Source organism: uncultured Microbacterium sp., from assembly GCF_945952435.1.
Taxonomy (GTDB): Bacteria; Actinomycetota; Actinomycetes; order Actinomycetales; family Microbacteriaceae; genus Microbacterium.
Genome location: NZ_CAMFHZ010000021.1, coordinates 21995 through 39264 on the forward strand (window position 1 = coordinate 21995; position 17270 = coordinate 39264).

Sequence of the window (17270 nt, forward strand, 5' to 3'; positions counted from 1 at the left end):
CTCACGCCACCGCTGCGCGCAGCGCCGCCGCCACGGCCTCCTGCTGGTCGGGCCGCAGGTGCGGGAACATCGGCAGGGAGAGGATCCGCGCGGCGGCGGCCTCGGCGACCGGGAACTGTCCTGCCCGGTGTCCGAGACCGGCGTACGCCTGCGTGAGCGGGACGACGGTCGGATAGTGGATGCCCACCCCGATGCCCGCGGCGGCCAGTTCGGCCATCACCCGGTCGCGGTCCTCGACCCGCACCACGTACAGATGCCAGACGTCCTCGTTCCCGGGGCGGACCGAGGGAGGCCGCACGCCCTCGATGTCCCCGAGGAGGTCCGCGTAGCGGGCGGCAGCCTCGCGGCGGGCGGCGTTCCACCCGTCGAGTCGGCGCAGCTTCGCGCGGAGGACGGTCGCCTGGACCGCGTCCAGACGTGCGTTCATCCCGATGTGGTCGTGCACGTACTTGACCGCGCTGCCGTGTGCGGCGAGCGTGCGGATGAGCGCCGCGGCGTCCGCGTCGTCGGTCATCACGGCGCCGGCGTCGCCTGCGGCGCCCAGGTTCTTCCCCGGATAGAAGCTCGTCGCGGCGATCCGGGCGAGCGATCCCGCGCGCCCCTGCCTCGAGGTCGCGCCCTGCGACTGCGCCGCGTCCTCGACGATCACGAGGCCGTGGCGCTCGGCGATCGGTGCGATGCGCTCCACCTCGGCCGTCTGGCCGAAAAGGTGCACCGGCACGATCACGCGGGTGCGCGGCGTGATCGCGGCCTCGACCGCGTCCGGGTCGATGAGCAGGTGTTCGTCGTCGACGTCGACGAACACCGGGACGGCACCGATGCGGGACGCGGCCTCCGCCGTCGCGATGAACGTGTTGGCCGGCATGATCACCTCGTCGCCCGCGCGCACGCCCGCGGCGCGGTACGCGAGTTCGAGAGCATCGGTCCCGTTCGAGACGCCCACGACGTGGCGGACGCCGATGTAGTCGGCGTACTCGCGCTCGAAGGCCTCCACCTCTGCGCCGCCGATGAACCCTGCGGTCTCCAGCTGTCGCCGCCACACGGGAAGGATCTCCTCGGCGACCTCCGCCTGCTGCGCGGCCAGGTCCAGGAATGGGACGTTCATCTCTTCTCCCCCAGGTTTCGCGCCGGCACCCCGGCCCAGGTCTCCCCCTCCGGCACGTCCTCGAGGACGGCCGCTCCCATGCCGACGACGGCGTCCGCGCCGATCGCGACCCCTTGTCGTACGGCGGCGTTCATGCCGACGTACGCGGCCTCGCCGATCCGCACCCCGCCGCCGAGGGACACTCCCGCAGCGAGCGTGGCGAAGTCCGCGAGTACATCGTCGTGGGTGATCGTGCTGTTCGGCATGACGACGACGTGACGTCCGAGCGTCGCGTCCGCCGTGACCACGACCGCGTCGAGCAGGATGCTGCCGGCGCAGATCATGCTGCTCGCGCCGATGCGCGCGGACCGCGCGGCGAAGATCTCGTAGCGGTCTTCCCGGACCCCCGCGTCGGCGAGCCGGCGGACGATCCCGCGGCGCCCCGCGCCCGGCCCCACGCACACGAGGAGCTGCTCCGGGCGCTCCGCGGCGAGCGCGACCGGCCCGAGCACGGGGAAGCCCGCGAACTCGCCGCCGTGACGGCTCTCATCGTCGTCGAGGATCCCGGTGACGCCGGCGATCCCCGCCGCGACGACCTCGCGTGCGAGCCCGCTCGCACCGATCAGGAGTAGTCCCTCGCTCACGATGTCGCCCCCTGCGGATCGCGGAGCACCGCGATCACGCGGTCCTGATCAGCGTCGGTGAGCGCGTGGTAGACGGGGAGGATGAGCGTGCGTTCGTTCAGTCGCTCCGTCACGGGCAGGCCGCCCTCCGGCACCCGGTCGCGGTACGGCGGCTGGCGGTGCGCGGCCATGATGCCACGACGGGCCGAGATGTCCGCCGCGGCGAGCGCCTCGAGCAGTCCCTCGCGGTCGAGCGGGTACCGCTCGTCGACCTCCACCCAGAAGGACTGCACGTTGCCGGTGCCGTAGGACGGGTCCTCGACCGCGCGCAGGCCGGGGATCGTCGCGATCGCCTCCCGGTAGCGATCCGCGATCGCGCGTCGACGGGCGACGATCTCCGGCAGCCGCCCGAGCTGCACGAGCCCGACCGCCGCCTGCAGGTCGGTCATCCGGAAGTTGAACCCCACCTCGGTGTACTCCTCGGCCGGCGGCAGCGTGGAGCGATGGCGGTCCGCGGCCGAGACGCTCATGGCGTGCTCGCGCAGGTGCCTGGCGCGGTCGGCCCAGTCCTCCCGCGTCGTGGTGAGCATGCCGCCCTCCCCGGTCGTGAGGAGCTTGCGGGGGTGGAAGGACCAGGCCGCGATGTCCGCGCCCGCGCCGACGGGGCGGCCCTTGTAGGTCGACCCTGCGCCGCAGGCCGCGTCCTCGATCACGACGATGCCGAGCGGATCCGCCACGGCGCGCACGTCGTCGAGGTCGAGCGGAACGCCGCCCTGATCCACGGCGATGACGGCGCGCGTCCTGGGCGTGAGCGCTGCGCGCAGGGTCTCGCCGGTGATGTTGCCGGTCTCCGGATCCACATCGGCGAACACGGGGTCGGCACCGACGTAGCGCACCGCGTTGCTCGTCGCGACGAAGGAGAACGACGGCACCACGACATCGTCGCCGGGGCCGATGCCCGCCACGATCAGCGCGAGGTGCAGCGCGGTCGTGCAGCTCGTCGTGGCGACGGCGTACGGCGCCTGCACCGCGGCGGCGAAGTCCTCCTCGAAGCGCTTGACACGGGGGCCCTGCGCGACCCAGCCGGACGCGATCGTCTCGGCGACGGCGTCCGCCTCCTCCTGACCGAGCCAGGGGACCATGACGTTGATGCGCGCGCTCATCGCACGACCTCGGCACGCCCTGCGGAGATCTCCTCGCGCAGCGGCCGCCACCACTCGACGAGCTGGGCGAGTCCGTCCTCGAGGCCGATCGAGGCGCGGAAGCCGAGGTCGCGCTCGGCGGCGGAGACATCGGCGAGGCGGCGCGCGACGTTGTTGACCGTGCGCGCAGGTCCGTACTCGACGCCGAGGTCCGACCCCATCACGCGCAGCAGCGTCTCGGCCAGCTCGCGCAGGCTCGTCTCGGCGCCGCTCGCGATGTTGTAGGTGCCCTCGACGATGTCGCTCTGCGCGGCGAGGACGTTCGCGCGCGCGATGTCGGGCACGCACACGAAGTCCATCGTCTGCGTGCCGTCGCCGAAGATGAGCGGCGGCCTGCCATCGGCGATGCGCTCCATCCAGCGAACCAATACTTCGGTATACAGGCCGTGCACGTCCATACGGGGGCCGTACACGTTGAAGTAGCGCAGCAGGACGTAGTCGAGGCCCTTCATCGCGCGGAAGCTGCGGATCAGGCCCTCGTTGAACGTCTTGGCGGCGCCGTAGAGCGTGTCGTTGTTCTCGTGGTGGTGGCGCTCGGTCGTCGGGAAGTCCTCCGCCATGCCGTACACGGAGGCGCTCGACGCGGCGACCAGCTTCTGCACGCCGTGCGCCGCCGCGGCCTCGACGACGTTGAAGGTCCCGTCCACGAGCACCTCGAGCGCGAGGCGGGGCTCCTCGGCGCACTGCGTGATCCGGATCGCGGCCTGATGGAACACGATGTCCTTGCCCGCCGTGACCTCCTCCACCGTGTCCCTGTCGCGGATGTCCCCGTCGATGAGGGTCGCGCGTCCGGTGGCGAGCGCGTCGTCCAGGTTGGCGACGCGTCCGCGGACGAGGTTGTCCAGCACGTCGACGTGATCCGCGCCGGCCTCGAGCAACTGGTCCACGAGCGTGGATCCGATCGTGCCGGCGCCGCCGGTGACGAGGATCTTCGCTCCTTCGATGCGGGTCATGCCATCTCCAATCGGGTGGTGGTCTGGACGGGGAAGGGTGCGCCGGAGGTCTCGAGGCTGCCGCGGGCCGCTTCGAGGATCGACAGGACCCGGAGCCCCGAGGCTCCGTCCGTGCGCGCCTGCCGGCGGTCCCGGATCGCGGCGGCGAACTCGGCGGTCATGTTCGACAGCGCCTCCTTCTCCTCCAGCGCGGGCGCCCAGGTGTCGCCGAGCCGGTAGGAGATCTGGGCGGCCCTCGCGTCGCTCGTCGTCGCCTTCGACTGCTCCGCGAGATCGACCCCGCGGTCGTAGACGCTCACCCGCTGCTGCGGGTTCAGGTCGTCCCAGACGAGCGTGCGGCGCGTGCCCCCGATCACCATCTGGCGGATCTTGGTCGGGCTGAGCCAGTTCACGTGGATGTGCGCGATGGCACCGCCCGCGAGGGGCAGCGTCAGGTAGCCGATGCAGCTCTTCCCCGTGCGCAGCGGATCGGCGCCCACGGCGGTCACGGACTCGGCATCGAGCCCCTGCGGCAGGATGAAGTCGATGATCGACAGATCGTGCGGGGCGAGGTCCCAGAACACGTCCACGTCGGGCTGGATGAGACCGAGGTTGATGCGCACGCTGTCGACGAAGAGGATCTCGCCGAGCTCGCCCGCCGCGATCAGCTCACGGATCTTCAGCACCGCCGGGGTGTAGCAGTAGGTGTGGTCCGCCATGAGCACGAGACCCTTGTCCCGCGCCGTCTCGACCATCTCGACGCCGAGCGCGCGGTCGGCCGCGAGAGGCTTCTCGACCGTGACGTGCTTGCCCGCGGCGAGCGCGGCCATCACGATCGGGTGGTGCGTGCGGGCGGGCGTCGCGACGGCCACCGCGTCGATGCGCGGGTCGGCGAGCACCTCGTCGAGACGCGTCGACACGGCCACGCCCCCGACCCGGTCGGCGACGTTCCTCGCGCGCTCCTCGTCGAGGTCGCAGATGACGGCGAGGTCCCAGTCCGGGCTCGCGGAGAAGTTGCGTGCGAGGTTCGGGCCCCAGTATCCGGCCCCCACCACGGCTACGCTCAGCCGTTCAGTCACTTCGGTCCTTTTCTGTCGTGCCGGCCTCCCCAGACGGCACCACGGCCTACGGGGTGGGCGTGAACGTCACGTCCACCCAATAGTTGTTCGCGGACAGGTTGGAGGGGAAGTCTGCGGAGTAAACCCAGGCGCTGCCGTTGGCCGGCGTCGCGAAGGGCGCTGCGGTCGTCGCGTCGGCGAGCGTGCCCAGGTCCACGGCGTAGCGGCCGGTGGTGCTGTAGAGCCCGACGCGGTACTCGGTCCCCGGCGTGAGGGTGACCGGAGTCGCGAACTGCGCGGTCTGCCAACCGTCGGCGGTCTCGCCGAGGAAGACGACCTGCGCGAGCTTCTGCCCGTCGGCCTGCCAGAGGTAGCCGGTGTGCTGGCCCGTGTTCGCGCTGCCCTTGTAGAAGCGGATCCCGGTGGCCTTGCCCGCGGTGTCGACCGTGAACCGTGTGGCGACCTGCACGGCCGCGGAGTCGTTCCACGCCGCGTTCGCGGGGAGGGCGTCTCCGAAGATGGTCTCGGCGTCGAGCACCGGAGGGGCCGCGGCGGTCGTGAACGACCACGAGCCTCCCGTCACCGTCGCCCCCGGGACGGTCACCGTCACCGTGTACGTCGCGCTCCAGCTCAGCGGATCGGTCGGCGCGAACGCGACCGTCCCTCCCGCGGCGTCGAACGTCGACGCACCGGAGACGGCGCCCAGCGGGCCCGTCAGCGAGATCGCTGCCGTGGACGGCGATCCGGCGAGCACCGCGCTGATGCGGTCCGTGGGGGCCACGCCCGTGGCCGAGGCACCCGGGGTCTGCGACGTCAGGGCGTACGTCGGCGCGGCGGGTGCCGGCGCGGGGTCCGCCGCGGGCGCGGCGCTCGTCGTCGGCGTCGGCGAGGGCGTCGGCGTCGGCGAAGGCGTCGTGGTCGGCGAGGGCGTCGGGGTCGGCGTGGACGCGTCGGTGGACGGCGCTGCCGGTGCGGCGACCTTCGCGGCCACCCCTGCGCCGAAGGTGACCTCGGCATCGACGAAGTACCCGGACGAGTTCCACGACGAGGTCGGGAAGCCCCCGCCCGTCCCATACCGGAACAGGCCGTTGGCGGGCGCCAGGCCCACGATCTTGCCGTTGGCCTTCTCGTTGTAGAAGTAGCCCGGAGCGCTCGCGTAGTGGCCGTTCGGCGCGTAGTACGAGACGACGTAGGTCGTGCCCGCCGTGAGCGCGACCGGCGACGAGAGCACCGCGCGCTGCCAGCCGGTCGCCGTCTCCCCGGTGAACGTCACCTGGGCGAGCCGTGTGCCGTCGGCGGTCCAGAGCGAACCCACGTGGGTCCCGGAGTTGCCCGTGCCCTTGTAGAACCGGATCGCGGTGGCGCTGCCGGCGTCCGTCACGCGGAAGGCGGTGCCGACCTCGACCGCGCCGGAGTCATCCGCGGCCGCGGTCGCCGGGGCGTCGGTTCCGAAGAGCGTGCTCCCGGTCGGCGTGACCGTCGCGGCCGTGGTGAAGCTCCACGTCTCCAGCGTCTTCCCGGCGAGCGCCACGGTGACCGTATAGGACGTGCCCGCGGCCAGAGCGGCCGAGGGAGTGAAGGTGAGCCGTCGGGTCGAGGCATCGTAGGCGCTCGTGCCGGCGATTGCGGCTCCCTGGGCGACGGCGACCGAGATCGCCGGGGACCGTCCCGTCACGTCGCGGTCGAACGTCGCCCCGATCGACCCGTCGACCGCCGCGTCGGTCGCGCCCTTCGCGGGACTGTAGGACGAGAGCACGGGCGTGTCGTCCGCCGGGGCGAACTCCACGTCGACGAAGTAGTTCGTGCTGTTCCACGACGATGCGGGCATCGTGCCGCCGGTGCCGTAGCGGTACCGTCCGTTGTTCGAGGTCTCCGAGACGAGTGCGCCGCTCACGATCGCCGTCGACAGGCCGCCGGACGAGTACGAGTACGCACCCTTGGGCGCGAGGTAGGAGACCGTGTAGACGGCCCCCGGGGTGAGCGAGACCGGCGTCTGCAGCGAGGCGCGCTGCCATCCGGACGCGGACTCCCCCGCGAACGTCACCGTGGCGAGCCGCGTGCCGTCGGGACCCCAGAGCGATCCGACGTGCGTTCCCGTGTTCGCGGAGCTCTTGTAGAACCGGATCCCCGTCACGCTCCCGGCGGCGGTGGCGTGGAACGCCATGCCCAGCTCGACCGAGCCGGTGTCGGTGTCCGCCGCCACCGTCGGGGTGCGGTCGCCGAGAAGCGTCGTGACGGAGGATCCGCTCGCCGCGACCGCGAAGGACCACGTCGTGTCGGAGACCGTGCCTCCCGAGGCTCCCTTGAGGCCGGTGAGCGAGGCGGTCACGGACGCGCCCGCCGGAAGCGCCGCGGAGGGTGTGAACGTCACGGTGCGTGCGTCGGCCGACAGCGCCCACGAGCCGGCCACGGCCGTCCCGTTGACCCGGACCGTGCCGGTGTAGCCCGTCGCGATCGCGGCGCTGAACGTCGCGGCGATCGTGCCGTTCGCCGGAACGCCCGTCGCCCCGGTGGTGGGCGAGGTCGCCACGAGCACCGGCGCCTGGGCGGAGGGCTGGAAGACGACGTCGACGAGATAGCCGGTGGAGGACGCCGTCGTCGGGAACGCGTTCTGGTACGTGAACACGGAGCCGTTCTGCGGGACCGTCAACGGCCCGCGGGTGAAGGCGGCGCTGAACCGTCCCGGCGTCGCCGAGTAGCCGCCCGCCGGGGCCACGTACGACACCACGTAGGTCTGGCCCGCGGTGACGTGCAGGGCGGTGCTCAGCTTGGCGGTCTGCCAGCCGTAGAGCGAGGAGTCGTCGAACGTGACGCTGGCCAGCTTGGTCCCCGTCGAGCTCCACACCGCGCCGGTGTGCGATCCGCCGTTGCGGGCGCCGCGGAAGTACTTGATCGCGGTGATGTCGCCGTCCTGCGAGGGCGTGATCGTCACGCCCAGGGTGATCAGGGTCGAATCGGTGTCCGCGTCGATCGTGGGACGCTCGCTCTCCGAGAAGAGCGTGCACGGGCAGGTGCCCTCCGGCAGGTCGGCGGTCTGCGTGGTGAAGGACCAGGCTCCTCCGGACAGCGTCAGGCCGGCGGAGTCCTTCGCCGCGGGTGTCGCGGTGTAGGTGGTCCCCGCCGCGAGCTGCGCGGTCGGCGTGAACGTGACGGTCTTCGACGTGGCGTCGTAGGAGGAGGATCCGGCGACGGCCGTGCCGCTCGCCGTCTTCAGCGCGATCGACGCGCTCGACGCGACCACCGCGCGGTTGAAGGTCGCCGAGACCTTGATGTTGAGCGCGACGCTCGTGGAGGTGGCCGCAGGCGTCCTCGCCACGACCGAGAGAGGCGATCCGTCGACCGAGGTGAACGTCGCGTCGACGTAGTAGTTCGCGTCGCCGTAGGTGCGCGTCGGGAACTCGCCGGGGTTGCCGTAGACCCCGGGGCTGGCCGCGCCCACGCCGCTGGCGACGGTGAGCGGCGTCGAGGGCGTGGCGTGGTACGGCCAGTACCGTTCGACGTAGGCGTAGCGCCCCTTCGGGGCGGTGTACGAGACGATGTAGCTCGTTCCGGCGGACACGGCGACCGGCGAGGAGAACTGCGCGGTCTGCCACCCGCTCGCGGTCTCGTTGGAGAACTGCACGGTCGCGAGCGACTGCCCCGAGGCCGACCACAGCGTCCCGGTGTGCACCCCGGTGTTGGCCGAGCCCTTGTAGAAGCGGACGCCCGAGACGAAGCCGTCCGTCGACGGGGAGAAGCGCAGGCCCAGCTCGACCGCCTGCGTGTCGTCGGCGGACGCCTGCGCGGGCACCGTCGTCCCCCACACCGTGTACGGCCCCGGCACCGTGATGGTGCGCTTCGTGCCCGCGGCGGAGTAGTTCCCGCTGTCGTCCATCGCGCGCGCGGCGATCACGGTCGACCCGTACCCCTGGATCACGGTCGTGTAGGTCCAGGACGTGGTGCCGGTCGCGGGATGCCAGGTCGTCCCCCCGTCTGTGGACACCTCGACGCCGGCGACGCTCCCGCCGGTGTCCGACGCCGTCCCGCTGATCGTGACCGTCGTGCCGTGCGCGATGCTCGCGCCGGCCGCGGGGGTGCTGATCGTGGTCGTCGGCGCCGTCGTGTCGGTGCTCTTCGTCGCGGCGGAGAGACCGCTCATGAGGCTGCCCGGCTGCGCCCCCATGTCGGCGAGCAGGTTGACCTGCGCCTGCTGCATGCGGACGTCGGCGGCCGCGCCGTTCCCGTCGTGCTGCTGATCGAGTCCCCAGCCCCACTGGATCGTGCCGGCGCCGAAGACGAGCGCCCCGCTGGCCGCGCGGTACATCGTGAGGTGGTGCTCGGTCGTGCCGGGCACGACGACGCTGCCGTAGTCGGTGAGGTACTGCGGAGTGCTGCCCACGGTCGTCGAGAGACGGAAGAGCCCCGCCGGGCGGAAGCCGTTGTCGACGTCCTCGTCCGATTCGTAGCCGATCGTGTGCGCGGCGAGCGCCTGACTCGATCCGCTCGCCAACGACGCGAGACTGGTGTTGCGCCATAGCCGCAGCTTGCCCTGCGCGCTCGTCACGGTGATCGGCAGATCCGTGTTGTTGCTCATGAAGATCGTGCCGGTGAGCCCGTTCTCCGGCAGCGTCCCGCCCTGGGCGGCGGTCGCGAAGCGCGGATCGCGCCAGGTCCCCGTCCACTGGGTGGTCGGATCGATCTTCGCGTTCGCCCAGGTCTCCTTGTAGGAGACCAGCGTGCGGTACGCGGCGCCCCCTGGCGCGGTGGACGCCTCGTAGCGGGTGCGCCAATAGACCTCGTTCCCCGAGAGGAACTGCAGGTTCACCCCGGCGTCCCGAGCGGCCTCGACGTTCTTGCGCTGCGCTCCGGACCAGTACTCGTCGTGGCCGACGGACAGGAACGTCTTGTGCGTGAGCAGCTGTGAGCCGCTGCGATCCGTATCGACCCCGGCGATGTAGGTCATGTCGTAGCCGTTGCGCTCGAGGAACCGCACCGTCGCGTACTCGGAGCTGAAGTAGAAGTCGCGTCCGTCGTTGTCGCCGCGGGTCGCGAACGGACGGTTGTAGCTGATCTTGTAGGCGCGACCGTTCGCGGCGCCCTGGTAGAAGTCGGATCCGCCGTACGTGTTGTAGGCCTGCCAGGTGGGATCCGAGGTCTGGAAGACCACGTCGGAGCGGCTGCCGTCGTTGCGGACGATGAAGATGATGTGGCTCGCGCCGCCGGTGTCGTTGCGGGTCAGCTTCGCGATGTAGACCCCCGACACGGCGCTCGACGGCACGGCCCAGGACGCGGAGACGCCCCAGGTCCCGCAGTCGTACAGCTCGGTGGACACGTCGGAGATGCACTGGGGCTGCTTCTGCGGAAGCGCCGCCGTGACGGGCACGGACTGGATGAACCGCGCCCCGAGGCCCTGATACCAGCCGGTGCGGTAGATGTCGACCTTGTAGGACGTGGCGTTCGTGTCGACCTTGAAGTCGATCGTGGAGCCGGCGTTCACGCTGATGTCCGAGGCGAAGCCCTGGATGCTCGAGTCCCCCGCGCCGTCGATGTCCCAGACGTCGGGGCTGGTGCCGGGTTTCGAGTTCTCGCAGACGATCGGATTGATCGTCGCCCCGCAGGAGCTGCCTGCGGCGTTCGCCGACATCGGCAGGTCGAAGGCGACCAGCGCCGTCAACGCGATGATGAGCGCGACGACGAGCGTCAGCGCACGCCGCGCACGGCGCGCGATACGCAGTTCCCCAAAAATGCTCATGTCCCCAGTTCTCGATCCTCGGATCCGAGACGAGCTGCGCTGACCGAACATCTCCCAGCAGATGTTCCGCCCCTCATCATCACCCCAGATGAGACGAGAGCGCGAGCTTCCCCGATCGGCATGCTAGCGCACTCGACAGCCTCCCGTCACGCATTTCGGCGTTCTGATATTCCGGAAGTCCGCTCATGGCGACTCCCTCCCCGTACTCGGCGCTCTGCGGGGGCTGCGGGAGGGGGGCGCTGCACTCCTATGCTGAAGTCACTCGCCCCACGGAGGTCCTCATGAGCAGCGCAGCATCCCCGTTCGTCGCCCCGTCCGCCGACGTCGACCCGCGTGCGGAGATCGGCGCCGGCACGCGCATCTGGCACCTGGCGCAGGTCAGGGAGGGCGCCAGGCTCGGCACCGACTGCAACATCGGTCGCGGCGCCTACGTGGGACCGGACGTCGTGATCGGCGACAACTGCAAACTCCAGAACTACGCGCTCGTGTACGAACCGGCCCGCCTCGGCGACGGCGTGTTCATCGGCCCTGCCGCCGTGCTGACCAACGACGAGTTCCCGCGCGCCGTCACCGTGGACGGCACGCTCAAGTCGGGCGACGACTGGCACGCGGTGGGCGTCGAGATCGGCGACGGCGCGTCGATCGGCGCCCGCGCGGTGTGCATCGCCCCCGTGCGGATCGGTGCGTGGGCGCTCGTGGCCGCCGGCGCCGTCGTGACGAAGGACGTCCCGGCGCATGCGCTCGTGGTCGGGGTGCCCGCCCGTCGGATCGGGTGGGTCGGTCGCGCGGGCCGTCCGCTCACCCCGCAGGACGGGGAATGGGTGTGCCCGGAGACCGGAGAGCGGTATCGCGAGGCGGACGGCGGGCTGCAGCGCGTCGGGTGAGCGACGCGCTGCGGGCGCCGGCCGCGCTCAGCCGAGATGCTCGCGGATCAGATGCTCCGCGATCGCCATCGAGCTCGTCGCCGCAGGGGACGGGGCGTTGCGCACGAGCGTGACCGCGCCGACCCGGTCGATCGCGAAGTCGTCCAGCAGCTCTCCCCCTCGACCCCAGGCCTGCGCCCGCACCCCGGCCGCGGTCGTGCGCCGCAGATCCGAGGACCGCAGCTCGGGGATGAAGCGCCGCGCCTTTCCGAAGGAGCGCGGCTTGAGCAGCGAAGCGCTGATCTCGTCGACGCCCATCCGCCAGTGCTGCCTCGCCAGGGGCCAGGCGCCGGGCCACCGCAGCGACTCCCACGTGTCCCTCGCCGACCAGCGCCCCCAGCTGTACCCCTCCCGCGCGAGCGCCGGCACGGCGTTGGGTCCCACGTGCACGTCGTCGTACACCCCGCGGGTGAAGTGCACCCCGAGGAAGGGGAATCGCGGATCGGGGACGGGGTAGATCATGCCGCGCACCAGATCGGCGCGCTCGGGACGCAGCGCCCAGTACTCTCCGCGGAACGGGAGGATGCGCGGAGAGGGATCGGCGCCGACGAAGCGGGCGACGACATCGGACTGCAGCCCGGCGCACACCACGACGCGATCGAAGACCTGCTCGGACACCGGAGTGACGACGCGCACCCCGTCACCCTCCGCACGCATCGCCGACACCGTGCTGCCGAGCAGGATCCGGCCGCCCTCGGCACGCACGTCCTGCGCCATCGCCTCGGTGATCGTCGCGTAGTCGACGACCGCCGTGTGCGGGGAGTGCACGGCGGCGACCCCGTGCGCGTGCGGCTCGATCGCCCGGATCCCCGACGGGTCGTCGATGCGCACCAGATCGGGCACGCCGTTGGCCCGCGCCCTGCGCTCGATCTCGTCGAGGGCACCGCGTTCGGCGTCGTCCACCGCCACCACGAGCTTTCCGACCTCGCGGTACGGCAGGCCCTTCTCGGCGCAGTAGTCCCGGATCAGCCCGCGACCGCGCGCGCACAGCATCGCCTTGAGCGAGCCCGGCGCGTAGTACAGGCCCGCGTGCACGACCCCGGAGTTGTGCCCGGTCTGGTGCGCGGCCAGACGCTGCTCCTTCTCGATCACCGTGACCTCGTCGCCGCGCCGCGCGAGGGCGCGGGCCAGCGCGACGCCGACGATCCCCCCGCCGACGATTCCCACCCTGTTCCCCATGCGGTCAGCATATCCACGGCCACGATCCCAGGATTTGGGCACCGCGTGTCGATGCCCTAAGCTTGACCCTTGGTGTGCGATCACTGCTGGTCGCACGCACGAACGTGAGCCCTCCACTGGCGTGTTCCGCGAGGAACCACCCCGGAGTGGGATTCACGAACCTCTCCGTTCGATTCAAGAAAGCAGCACTATCGTGACGCGCACTTACACCCCGAAGGCCGGGCAGGTCCAGCGTGACTGGGTCGTCATCGACGCCACCGACGTCGTTCTCGGTCGCCTCGCCTCCCACGCCGCAGCGCTCCTGCGCGGCAAGCACAAGGCCACCTTCGCCAACCACATCGACTCGGGTGACTTCGTCATCATCGTGAACGCCGACAAGGTCGCGCTCACCGGTCAGAAGCTCGAGAAGAAGATCGCCTACCGCCACTCGGGCCACCCGGGCGGCCTCAAGGCCGTCGCCTACTCCGAGCTGCTCGAGAAGAACCCGGTCCGCGCCGTCGAGAAGGCGATCCGCGGCATGCTCCCGAAGAACAGCCTCGGCCGCCAGCAGCTGTCGAAGCTCAAGGTCTACACCGGCTCCGAGCACCCGCACGCCGCTCAGCAGCCCAAGACGTACACCCTCGACCAGGTCGCCCAGTAAGCGCCGCTTTCACGAAAAAGGACATACTCGTGGCTGACATCCAGGACACCACCGACTTCCCGCAGAACTTCACCACCTCGACGCCCGACGCCGAGACGGTGGAGACCGCCCCCCGCCCCGTGCTCAGCGTCCCCGGCGCTGCCGTGGGCCGTCGCAAGCAGGCCATCGCCCGCGTGCGCCTCGTCCCCGGCGCCGGCACCATCACGGTGAACGGCCGCTCGATCGAGGACTACTTCCCGAACAAGCTGCACCAGCAGCTGATCAATGACCCCTTCACCGTGCTGAACCTCGCCGGTGCCTACGACGTGATCGCCCGCATCTCCGGCGGCGGCCCCTCGGGCCAGGCCGGTGCCCTGCGCCTGGGCATCGCCCGCGCGCTGAACGAGATCGACGCCGAGAACAACCGCCCGACCCTGAAGAAGGCCGGATTCCTCTCGCGCGACGCTCGCGTGAAGGAGCGCAAGAAGGCCGGTCTCAAGAAGGCCCGCAAGGCGCCGCAGTACTCGAAGCGCTAAACCCTACAGTTCCTTCATGGCCCTGTTCGGTACCGACGGGGTGAGGGGGCTGGCCAACGGTCCCCTCACCGCCGATATCGCGCTCACCCTGGCCCAGGCGACAGCTGTCGTCCTGGGCCAGGGCCGTATTGCCGAGGCCCGCAGGGCCGCCGGCAAGCGTCTCACTGCGGTCGTCGCCCGCGACCCGCGGATCTCGGGGCAGTTCCTCAGCGCCGCGGTCGAGGCGGGACTGGCCTCCTCCGGGGTGGACGTGCTCGACGCGGGCACGCTGCCCACCCCGGCCGCCGCGTTCCTCATCGCCGACATCGACGCCGACTTCGGCGTGATGATCTCGGCGTCGCACAATCCAGCGCCCGACAACGGCATCAAGATCTTCGCCCGCGGCGGCGTGAAGCTGCCCGACGTCGTGGAGCAGCGCATCGAAGAGGCGATGTCCGGCGACAAGCTGCGCCCCACCGGCGCCGACGTCGGCCGCGTGCAGCGCTTCTCCGACGCGGAGGACCGCTACGTCATGCATCTGCTGGCGTCCCTGCCGCACCGGCTCGACGGCCTGCACGTCGTGCTCGACTGCGCCCACGGCGCCGCCAGCGGGGCCTCGCCCGAGGCGTTCCGCCTGGCCGGCGCCAAGGTGACCGTCATCGGCGCGGAGCCGGACGGCATCAACATCAACGACGGCGTCGGATCCACGCATCTGGACAAGCTGGCCGCCGAGGTCGTGCGCGTCGGAGCCGATGTCGGCATCGCCCACGACGGCGACGCGGACCGCTGCCTCGCCGTGGACGCCGAGGGCGCGATCATCGACGGAGACCAGATCATGGCGATCCTGGCCGTCGCGATGAAGCAGCGCGGCCGACTCGTCGAGAACACCCTCGTCGCCACCGTAATGAGCAACCTGGGCCTGCACCGCGCCATGGCCGAGCACGGCATCACCGTGCGCCAGACCGCGGTCGGCGACCGCTACGTCCTCGAGGACATGAACGCCGGCGGCTACTCCCTCGGCGGGGAGCAGTCCGGCCACGTCATCATGAGCGACTTCGCCACCACCGGCGACGGCGTGCTCACCGGGCTGCACCTGGTCGCCGAGATGGCGCGCCAGAAGAAGACCATGGCCGAGCTCGCCTCGGTGATGACGGTGTTCCCGCAGCGACTGGTCAACGTCAAGGGCGTCGACCGGACGCGCACCGACGACGAGATCGTGCAGCGTGCGATCCGCGCGGTCGAGGCGGAGCTCGGCGACACCGGGCGGGTCCTGCTGCGCGCGTCCGGCACCGAGCAGCTCGTCCGCGTGATGGTCGAGGCCGCCGACGAGGCGACCGCGGAGCGGTGCGCGCACCAGCTCGCGGAGGTCGTGCGCGAGCGTCTCGCCCTCTGACCCGCGGATCCCGATCCGCCGTGCGCTCCCGGTGCGTTCACCGGAAGTGCACGGCGGTTCGACCGACCGTCGTGCCTAGAATCGTGCCGTGACCTCAGGGCGGGATCCACGATCGGCGCGAGGGGGCTCCGACGACGCCTCCGGCTCCCCCGCGGCCTCCGCAGGGGCTGCCGCGGGCCCCGACGCCCCGCGCGGGCGCCCGGAGCGTCGGCCGCTTCTGCGCAGCGTGCGCTTCTGGGTCCCCGTCTCGATCCTGATCGTCGTCCTCGCCGTGGGCGCGATCGGCGCCGCCGTCGCGAAGCACCTGTACGACCAGGCGATGTCGGCGAAGTCCGACCTCGAGACGGCGATCCCGCTTCTCGACGACGTGCAGCAGAAGCTGCTCGCGAACGACCCGGCGGGCGCGAAGGCCACCGTCGCGCGGATCTCGACGCTCACCTCCGACGCGGCGCGTCGCACGAGCGGATCGCTGTGGACGAACGCGGAGTGGGTCCCGGTCGCCGGACCGAACCTCACTGCCGTCCGGGTGACCGCCGACGCGGTGAACACCCTCGTGCGCGACGCGGTCACCCCGCTCACCGCCGTCGATCTGGGGGCGCTGATGCCGAAGGACGGCGGGGTCGACCTGGCGCACCTGTCCGCCCTCGCCGCCGATGTCGAGACCGCGGACCGGAGCATCGCCGCGGTCCGCGCCCGGATCGGGACGATCGACCGGGCGGCGCTCGCTCCGCCGGTCGCCGATGCCGTCCACCGGCTGGACACCGCGCTCGCGAGGATCGAGCCGATCCTCACGCCCGTGCACAACGCGCTCACGATCCTGCCGCGGGCCCTCGGCGCCGACGGGCCGCAGCACTACCTGCTGATCTTCCAGAACAACGCCGAGTCGCGCGGCACCGGGGGCAATCCCGCGGCGATCGCGATGCTGACCGCGCAGGACGGCCGGCTCAGCCTCACTCAGCAGGCGGGGTCGCAGGACTTCGTCAACGGACGCGCGGATCCGGTCACCACGCTGAACCCGCAGACCGAGGCGCTGTACGGATCCAAGATCGGACGGTACATCCAGGACTCGACGCTCTCGCCCGACTTCACCGAGACCGCCGCGATCGTGCGCGCGTTCTGGGCGGAGTCCTTCGGCACGCCCGTCGACGCCGTGGTCTCGGTGGATCCCGTCGCCCTCGGCGACCTGTTGTCCGCGATCGGCCCGGTGCAGATGCCGGCTCCGTTCGACAGGACGCTCACGGCCGAGAACGCGGTGCCGCTGCTGCTCAACCAGGTCTACGCCGACTATCCCGACCCCGCCGTGCAGGACGCCTTCTTCGCGGCGGCCGCGCGGAGCGTCTTCGAGGCGCTGCTGAGCAGTCACGCCGAGCCGAAGGCGCTGCTCGGCGCCCTCGTGACGGCCGCGGACGAGGGACGGCTGATGTACGCGACGGACGACGCGGATCAGGCCCGCCTCCTCGCCGGGACCCCGGTCGGCGGAACGCTCCCGACCGACAACGCCAAGACCACCGACCTCGGCGTCTACCTGGACGACGTCACCGAGGGCAAGCTCGACTACTACCTGCAGCTCGGCATCGCCGCGTCGAGCACGCAATGCCGCACGGACGCCGCCCCGACGTTCACGACCACGGCGACGCTGCAGAACACCCTCGCCCCCGACGCGGTGGCGGGCCTCGCCCCCTACATCTCCCCCGCCCGGTTCTTCCCGAAGGGCGACATCTCCACGGACGTCTACCTGTACGGCCCGGTCGGCTCGACGCTCACCGGCGTCACCGTCGACGGAACGCCGGTGGATGCGACGGGCCTGCCCCACCTCGGCCGCACGGCGGTCAGGGTCAACGTCCTCACCGCGCCGGGGCAGACCGCCACGGTCGCCGCGACCTTCACGGCTCCGGTGGGGGACTACGGGCCGCTCGCCGTGCGTCACACGCCGATGGTGCGCCCGACGACGGTCGCGCTCGACAGCCCGGGGTGCACGCGGCGGAAGTAGCCCGGCGGGCGACGTCGCGAA

At 71.3% G+C, this 17270-nt stretch carries 12 protein-coding genes; 5 read left to right on the plus strand and 7 right to left on the minus strand.

Annotated elements, in window-relative coordinates; genetic code table 11:
- Position 1: 1 nt before the first annotated feature.
- Genes Q0P88_RS11565 through Q0P88_RS11590 form a run of 6 tightly spaced genes read right to left on the minus strand, consistent with a single transcriptional unit; the run spans position 2 to position 10630 of the window.
- Complete coding sequence (locus Q0P88_RS11565; protein ID WP_295014267.1) at positions 2-1105, minus strand: DegT/DnrJ/EryC1/StrS aminotransferase family protein; 1104 nt, start codon at positions 1103-1105, stop codon at positions 2-4.
- Positions 1102-1728 (minus strand): acetyltransferase, encoded by a 627-nt coding sequence (locus tag Q0P88_RS11570; RefSeq protein WP_295014269.1) that lies wholly within the window; start codon positions 1726-1728, stop codon positions 1102-1104. Before Q0P88_RS11570 ends, Q0P88_RS11565 begins: the two co-directional genes overlap by 4 nt.
- Entirely contained in the window at positions 1725-2870 is a 1146-nt protein-coding gene (locus Q0P88_RS11575; protein WP_295014271.1) for a DegT/DnrJ/EryC1/StrS aminotransferase family protein, read from the minus strand. The genes Q0P88_RS11570 and Q0P88_RS11575 overlap by 4 nt, the downstream gene beginning before the upstream one ends.
- Positions 2867-3862, minus strand: a complete 996-nt coding sequence (locus Q0P88_RS11580) for an NAD-dependent epimerase/dehydratase family protein (protein WP_295014273.1) — start codon at positions 3860-3862, stop codon at positions 2867-2869. The genes Q0P88_RS11575 and Q0P88_RS11580 overlap by 4 nt, the downstream gene beginning before the upstream one ends.
- Entirely contained in the window at positions 3859-4920 is a 1062-nt protein-coding gene (locus Q0P88_RS11585) for a Gfo/Idh/MocA family protein (RefSeq protein WP_295014275.1), read from the minus strand. Before Q0P88_RS11585 ends, Q0P88_RS11580 begins: the two co-directional genes overlap by 4 nt.
- A 46-nt stretch (positions 4921-4966) precedes the next feature.
- Positions 4967-10630, minus strand: coding sequence for a DUF4082 domain-containing protein (locus Q0P88_RS11590; RefSeq protein WP_295014276.1), 5664 nt, complete (start codon positions 10628-10630; stop codon positions 4967-4969).
- A gap of 281 nt (positions 10631-10911) precedes the next feature.
- Between Q0P88_RS11590 and Q0P88_RS11595 the strand changes: the two genes are divergently transcribed.
- Positions 10912-11514: an acyltransferase gene (locus Q0P88_RS11595; protein ID WP_295014278.1), complete on the plus strand. Its 603-nt coding sequence runs from the start codon at positions 10912-10914 to the stop codon at positions 11512-11514.
- Between the two features lie 27 nt (positions 11515-11541).
- On the opposite strand, the gene lhgO is transcribed toward Q0P88_RS11595, so the two are convergent.
- Positions 11542-12849, minus strand: a complete 1308-nt coding sequence (lhgO, locus tag Q0P88_RS11600) for an L-2-hydroxyglutarate oxidase (RefSeq protein ID WP_363316509.1) — start codon at positions 12847-12849, stop codon at positions 11542-11544.
- Positions 12850-12925: 76 nt separating this feature from the next.
- Here lhgO and rplM point away from each other — a divergent pair, with 76 nt between their 5' ends.
- The 4 genes from rplM (at position 12926) to Q0P88_RS11620 (ending at position 17249) form a co-directional block, all read left to right on the plus strand.
- Positions 12926-13372, plus strand: coding sequence for a 50S ribosomal protein L13 (rplM, locus tag Q0P88_RS11605; RefSeq protein WP_295014283.1), 447 nt, complete (start codon positions 12926-12928; stop codon positions 13370-13372).
- A 29-nt stretch (positions 13373-13401) separates the two neighbouring features.
- Positions 13402-13887 carry a 30S ribosomal protein S9 gene (gene rpsI / locus Q0P88_RS11610; protein WP_295014285.1) on the plus strand — a complete coding sequence of 162 codons (486 nt, stop codon included), beginning with the start codon at positions 13402-13404 and terminating at the stop codon, positions 13885-13887.
- Positions 13888-13903: 16 nt separating this feature from the next.
- Positions 13904-15259, plus strand: coding sequence for a phosphoglucosamine mutase (gene glmM, locus Q0P88_RS11615; protein ID WP_295014287.1), 1356 nt, complete (start codon positions 13904-13906; stop codon positions 15257-15259).
- An 88-nt stretch (positions 15260-15347) separates the two neighbouring features.
- Positions 15348-17249 carry a DUF4012 domain-containing protein gene (locus Q0P88_RS11620; protein ID WP_295014289.1) on the plus strand — a complete coding sequence of 634 codons (1902 nt, stop codon included), beginning with the start codon at positions 15348-15350 and terminating at the stop codon, positions 17247-17249.
- The last annotated feature ends 21 nt before the right edge of the window (positions 17250-17270 follow it).

Excerpts from the sequence above, each read along its gene's own strand:
- Q0P88_RS11565 (WP_295014267.1), bottom strand. The coding sequence starts at position 1,105 with ATGAACGTCCCATTCCTGGACCTGGCCGCGCAGCAGGCGGAGGTCGCC.
- Q0P88_RS11575 (WP_295014271.1), bottom strand. The coding sequence starts at position 2,870 with ATGAGCGCGCGCATCAACGTCATGGTCCCCTGGCTCGGTCAGGAGGAG.
- Q0P88_RS11580 (WP_295014273.1), bottom strand. The coding sequence starts at position 3,862 with ATGACCCGCATCGAAGGAGCGAAGATCCTCGTCACCGGCGGCGCCGGC.
- Q0P88_RS11590 (WP_295014276.1), bottom strand. The coding sequence starts at position 10,630 with ATGAGCATTTTTGGGGAACTGCGTATCGCGCGCCGTGCGCGGCGTGCG.
- Q0P88_RS11595 (WP_295014278.1), top strand. The coding sequence starts at position 10,912 with ATGAGCAGCGCAGCATCCCCGTTCGTCGCCCCGTCCGCCGACGTCGAC.
- glmM (WP_295014287.1), top strand. The coding sequence starts at position 13,904 with ATGGCCCTGTTCGGTACCGACGGGGTGAGGGGGCTGGCCAACGGTCCC.